At 60.1% G+C, this 5,499-nt stretch carries 6 protein-coding genes; 4 read left to right on the top strand and 2 right to left on the bottom strand.

Annotation, left to right across the window (positions count from 1 at the left end):
- The first annotated feature begins 309 nt into the window (after positions 1–309).
- Entirely contained in the window at positions 310–2,088 is a 1,779-nt protein-coding gene (locus tag QZ409_RS00390; protein ID WP_296706068.1) for a SulP family inorganic anion transporter, read from the top strand.
- 371 nt (positions 2,089–2,459) lie between these two features.
- On the opposite strand, the gene QZ409_RS00385 is transcribed toward QZ409_RS00390, so the two are convergent.
- Positions 2,460–2,690 (bottom strand): hexameric tyrosine-coordinated heme protein, encoded by a 231-nt coding sequence (locus QZ409_RS00385; protein WP_296706067.1) that lies wholly within the window; start codon positions 2,688–2,690, stop codon positions 2,460–2,462.
- 543 nt (positions 2,691–3,233) lie between these two features.
- Between QZ409_RS00385 and fdxA the strand changes: the two genes are divergently transcribed.
- The 3 genes from fdxA to QZ409_RS00370 all read left to right on the top strand — a co-directional run bounded on the left by fdxA (position 3,234) and on the right by QZ409_RS00370 (position 5,291).
- Positions 3,234–3,572: a ferredoxin FdxA gene (gene fdxA, locus QZ409_RS00380; protein ID WP_296706066.1), complete on the top strand. Its 339-nt coding sequence runs from the start codon at positions 3,234–3,236 to the stop codon at positions 3,570–3,572.
- Between the two features lie 105 nt (positions 3,573–3,677).
- Positions 3,678–3,932, top strand: a complete 255-nt coding sequence (locus QZ409_RS00375; protein WP_296706065.1) for a DUF2249 domain-containing protein — start codon at positions 3,678–3,680, stop codon at positions 3,930–3,932.
- Positions 3,933–4,010: 78 nt separating this feature from the next.
- On the top strand, positions 4,011–5,291 hold the full coding sequence (locus QZ409_RS00370; RefSeq protein WP_296706064.1) for a hypothetical protein: 1,281 nt from the start codon (positions 4,011–4,013) through the stop codon (positions 5,289–5,291).
- A gap of 104 nt (positions 5,292–5,395) precedes the next feature.
- Here the strand turns inward: QZ409_RS00370 and QZ409_RS00365 are convergent.
- The coding region (locus tag QZ409_RS00365; protein ID WP_296706069.1) for an ATP-binding protein at positions 5,396–5,499 on the bottom strand (104 nt) is incomplete at its 5' end.

Here is a 5,499-nt window from a genome sequence, read left to right as displayed (position 1 = left end):
GGCGAAATGGCCTTCACAGACTTCGGCATCGAGAACCTGATCGATCTCATCAAAATCCACAACGACGATCCGACGATCCTGGCGAGGCGGTCGCGCTGAATCCGGCTGCCTGCGCCTGCGTGCTACGCCGGATGGATACCACCCGTAAGCGTTTCGGTGTCGATCTTGCGCCGCGACGGAGGCGGACGGGGCGTCCACTTGCGGCAAGCCGGCTCATCGAGCAGACGCGCCAGATAGATGTGCATCCCGCGACGACGACCGCCGACCTTTCGCCGACGATCCCGCCGCTCCTGACGAAAGGAGCCGACTATGAACTCTAGGCACACCCCCCGGTTGACTTTTCGGGAGATGTTTACCCCAAAACTGATAGCGACCCTCCACGAGGGTTACCGATTTAAAGACTTTCAAGCCGACGCTGTCGCGGGGCTGACAGTTGCGATCGTTGCTCTGCCTCTATCCATGGCGATCGCTATCGCCTCGGGGCTCAGCCCGGACCGGGGACTTTACACTGCTATCATCGGCGGCTTTCTCATATCGGCTTTGGGCGGTAGCCGGTTCCAGATTGGCGGCCCCGCCGGCGCCTTCATTGTTCTGATCTTCGCTATTGTCGAACGACACGGCTATGACGGACTCGTGCTCGCCACGATGATGGCCGGCGTTATGATGCTCGTCGCTGGTTTCCTACGTTGGGGCACCTATATCAAATATATCCCCTATCCAGTGACGGTCGGCTTTACGACGGGCATCGCGGTCATTATCTTCGCCAGCCAGATCAAAGAACTTCTTGGTCTCGATATTGCAAAGGAACCGGCGGCGCTGGTGCCAAAACTTTCAGCGCTTTGGGCTCAGATCGCAACAATACACCCGACGACTGTGCTGTTATCGATCTTGGCCATCATTATCATTCTTGGCGTGCGGCGTCTGCGGCCGAACTGGCCGGGCATGTTGATTGCTGTGGCCGTCACCGCAGCTTTGACCGGCTTCATGCATCTTGACGTGGCGACCATTGGCACCCGGTTTGGAGCCGTTCCGCAGACCCTCCCGGCTCCAACGCTGCCTGCTTTCGATCTTCAAAAGATGCGCGGCCTCTTGCCCGACGCATTCGCTATTGCGCTTCTCGGCGCCATCGAATCCCTTCTTTCGGCGGTCGTCGCCGACGGCATGAGTGGGCGGCGTCACCGTTCGAATTGCGAACTCGTCGCGCAGGGAGCGGCCAACATTGCCGCCGTGATATTCGGCGGAATGCCAGTCACCGGGACGATCGCCCGTACGGCGACCAATGTGCGCTCGGGGGCAAGGGGGCCGGTATCTGGTATTTTGCATGCCCTATACGTCCTGTTATTTATGCTTGTGGCGGCGCCGCTCGCCTCATATATCCCGCTCGCATCGCTAGGCGCCGTATTGGCGATCGTGGCCTGGAATATGGCGGAGAAAGAGGAATTCGTCGCACTCTTGCGGTCGTCGCAGGGTGACGCCCTTGTGCTGCTTGCGACGTTCCTGCTGACAATTTTCGAAGATCTCACAATGGGAATCGGAGTTGGCGTCACCTTGGGCGCTTTCCTCTTCCTGCACCGCATGGCGGAATCGGTCGAGGTTCAGGGAGGCCAGCCGTTTCTTGATGAAGACCAGGCCGACGACTATGGCGGCATGCGTGAGGCCTACAATGCCGTGAACGCTGTCGATCCGGACTTCATGGTCTATAAGATCAGCGGCGCATTTTTCTTTGGAGCGACAGCAGCCGTTGGCACCGCGCTCGATCGGATCGGGAAATATCCTCGCGCTTTTGCGCTTGACTTCAGCGAAGTTCCACTGATCGACAGCACGGCTGCGAAGGCGCTTGAGGCTTTTGTTCAGAAACTTCATCGCCGCAATACGCAAGTTTATATTGTCGGAGCAAGGCCAAGCGTTCGGCGCACGTTGCTGATCGCCGGGCTGCGTAAGCCGGCAGTGCAGTACAGAAGAACCGCGACCGATGCGCGAGAACGCCCGATCGCGCGGCAAGCGCTTCCTGACCAATTAGCAGGCGTCTCGTCTCACTGTGTCACAAACGCCGCGACCGACATTCGATTTCGTAGAGGACGAGCATGAATTTCAGGAGGTTAGGCGTCAGCAACCGGTGCGCGGATCAGCGTTTGTCCAGAGGTTGGCGGCGGCGCCGGGACATTCGATCGCGTAGCGCCGAATCACTGACTGCGCGAGCCTGATGCTGCCTGGGAGAGCGCCTATGCGTCTTGGAAACGACGACGCGGGCACTGCGATTTTCAATCTCGCTAGCACCGCTTTGCGGTCCAATTTCAATATCGAGATCGAACGATAGGACTTTGTTCGCCATGCTGCCCGGCTGTCCTGCGACGGAAGTAACCCGCCGTGTCGAGCCAGGAACATGGGGACGCGACATCTCGAAGCCGTGCAAACGACGATCACGACTTTTGAAATCGTGGCATCGGCGTTTGGCCGGCTTATGACCGCCAGTAGTTGTTCGCAGCCGCGATTGTCTGAAAATAAGTGGCAATAACCTGCGAAACCGCGATCAACTGCTGAGAATCCTGTTCGTAAGACGCTCGCAATTTGTTGCGCACCTCGTCAGACGGCTGGGTCAGCTTCACACCCATTCGTGAAAGCTTTATTGCGAGTTCAAAACCAAGCTGCGGCGTCGCGGCTTCGAGGGTTGGGAGCCAATTTTCCGCCATCGTGCGTCTCCTGAGCTTGATTCTGGGATCGCCGCTACCGCATTAATCCCGGCGCGGCCTCCCTAGACTAGGCGGTCAATCATTGCTCCATATTTTCATGTTGTATAGTGGAATGAGAGCTGACGCTGGTCCGCGTGGGGGCCTTTGCCTCGATGGGGCGGAGTTTCATGGCCTTCAGAGAAACCTGGCGGCCACGCCAAATGCCGAACCTGGCGTCGGAGCGTGAGCAAGGCACGGCATTCAAACACCTTGGCTTCCTGAACATAACCGCACGCTTTGCGGATTCCGGATTCCGGAAAATTGCGCGGCTCGGGCGACGCATTGGGTCGATCCGGCTCCTTCGGCGCGATCGATGTCACGCGGCGCCGGTCATCTCTTTCGTCCGTTGACGAATTCCGCAACCTCGATCGCCAGTGAACATCGGCACAAAAGAGATATTTTTCATATTGCTTTTTTCGCGCGCACGAATTAAAAGGTATATCAATAATAGATCTTTAAACGGCGCGCCGGAGGAAAAACCCACAATTTCTGGAAGGAATGCCGATGACCCATGTCGTCACCGACAATTGCATCAAGTGCAAATACATGGACTGCGTCGAAGTCTGCCCGGTGGACTGCTTTTACGTGGGCGAAAACATGCTCGTCATCCACCCCGACGAATGCATCGACTGCGGCGTTTGCGTGCCCGAATGTCCGGCCGAGGCGATTTTCCCCGATTCGGATAGCGAGGCCGAGCCTCGCTGGCTGGAGCACAACAACAAATACGCGGAACTGTGGCCGAACATCCTCAAAAAGGGCGTGCCTCCCGCCGACGCGGAAGCATGGAACGGCACGCCCGATAAATTCGCCGAGCACTTCAGCCCGAAGCCGGGCGAGGACTGAGGCGCGGTCGGACGCCCGCCAGCAGTTTCCAACGCAATTCAACGCGCGGCACAGGCCGCAGGCCGCGCGTCGATCAATCCTCATGCGGCCGTCGGAGAAGTCAGAATGTCAAATTCGAACGAAAACGCTTCCATTGTCGACGTGCGGGCGCTGCCGCCCGCCCAGCGCCACGCGAAAATCTTTCAACTCGTCGACGAATTGGAGAGCGGCCGATCCTTCACGCTTGTGAACGACCACGACCCGAAGCCGCTCTACTACCAGCTCGAAGCGGAATATCCGCGCCAGTTTTCATGGACCTATCTCGAGCGCGGACCGGACGTTTGGCAAGTCGAGATTGGCAAACTGGCGGAAGCCGCCTGACAGGCGTGGCGACAGGAGCGAGGCGCTGCGCCTTCGCTCCCGCCGCTTTAACTGGACAACCGCGTCAAGAGGCCTCCCATGATCGGAGCATCATTATCTCGCTGGACTCTGAGCTATTTCACGACAGCGCTTGTCGCGCTTCTCGGCGCGGAAGTTCTCATGGTCGCAGGCTTCGGCTTTCCGAGCCGCGCCATCGCTGCTCCCGAAACGCTCGTACTTGTCCATCTCGTCGGCGTCGGATGGCTCAGTCTGCTCATGTGCGGCGCTCTCATCCAGTTTGTCCCGGTGCTCGTGACAAAACCGCTGGTCCACCCCGACCTGCCCGCCGTTGCTTTGGCGCTGCTGATCGCCGGCCTTGCGAGCCTCATTCTGGGTTTCCTCGGCATGGCCGGCGGCGCCGTCAGGCCTTCGCCTTGGCTGCAACTCGGCGGAATTGGCCTTGCCTGCGGCTTTGCGCTCAATATCTGGAGCCTCGGCCGCACAATGTGGACGGCGCGCCCGATCGGGCTGCCGGCCCGTTTCGTGGCGGTAGGTCTGGCGAGCCTTGCCGGCGTCATTGCCCTCGGCCTGGTCTTTTCATTCACAATCGGCGGCTGGTTCGCGAATGACCTCGCGGCCCGGCTGACGTCGCAAGCAATTCCGATCCATGCCGCAGCTGGGCTCGGCAGCTGGCTGACCTTCACGGCCGCCGGCGTCAGCTATCGACTGCTCGCCATGTTCATGCTCGCCCCGGAGGCCGAGCGACGCACGAGCGCTGTTGCGCTGCTCGCCGGCGGCGCGTCGATTTTCATCCTCCTCATTGGCGGCCCGGTGTGCATTCTCGTCTTGCAGCGCGCCCCCACGCACCCGCTCGTCGCCGCCCTCGTTCTCGCGACGCTCAGCCTCGCATGTTATGGCTATGACGTCGTTCGCCTCTACCGCGCGCGCAAGCGGAAAAAGCTGGAGCTCAACGCAAAAATGGCGGCGTGGGCCCTCGGCTGTTTGGGCCTCGGCTTTCTACTGACGCTCCTCGCGACGGCTTCGGGCGAGATCAACCGCAGCATCGGCGCGCTGACTTTTCTGTTCGCCTTCGGCTGGCTGACCGGGCTGGGGCTCGCCAAGCTCTATAAGATCATCGCCTTCGTCACCTGGCTCGAATGCTATGGCCCCCTGCTCGGCAAGCGCCCGACGCCGAGGGTGCAGGATCTCGTCGATGAGGCGCGCGCCTTGCCATGGCTCCGCCTTTATTTCGTCAGCGTCGCCGTCGCTTCGGCCGCCGCCCTCTTCGGCGCGCCCCTCATATTCCGCGCGGCCGCCTGCGGATTCCGACGAAGCCGGCCACGCATTCCAATAGGAAGCCGGCCACCTATTCCGATCTGAAGCCGGCCAGCGTTCTGATTTGAAGCCGGCCACTTGCAGTTTGCCGCCGCAGGTCAGGATTGATGATGTTTCGCCGTTTCTGATTGGTCAAGAGCGCCTGGATTTCATGCGGAGGCACGGGGCTTTCGCAGGCTTTCGCCGGCCAGATCGATCCGATAGGCGTTGTGGATGACGCGGTCGAGGATCGCGTCGGCGAGCGTGGGGATCC

The sequence above is a fragment of the Rhodoblastus sp. genome, assembly GCF_019449565.1.
Lineage (GTDB): Bacteria > Pseudomonadota > Alphaproteobacteria > Rhizobiales > Beijerinckiaceae > Rhodoblastus.
The sequence above is the reverse complement of the archived record's forward strand: the minus strand, read 5'-3'. Positions and strand labels throughout refer to the sequence as shown.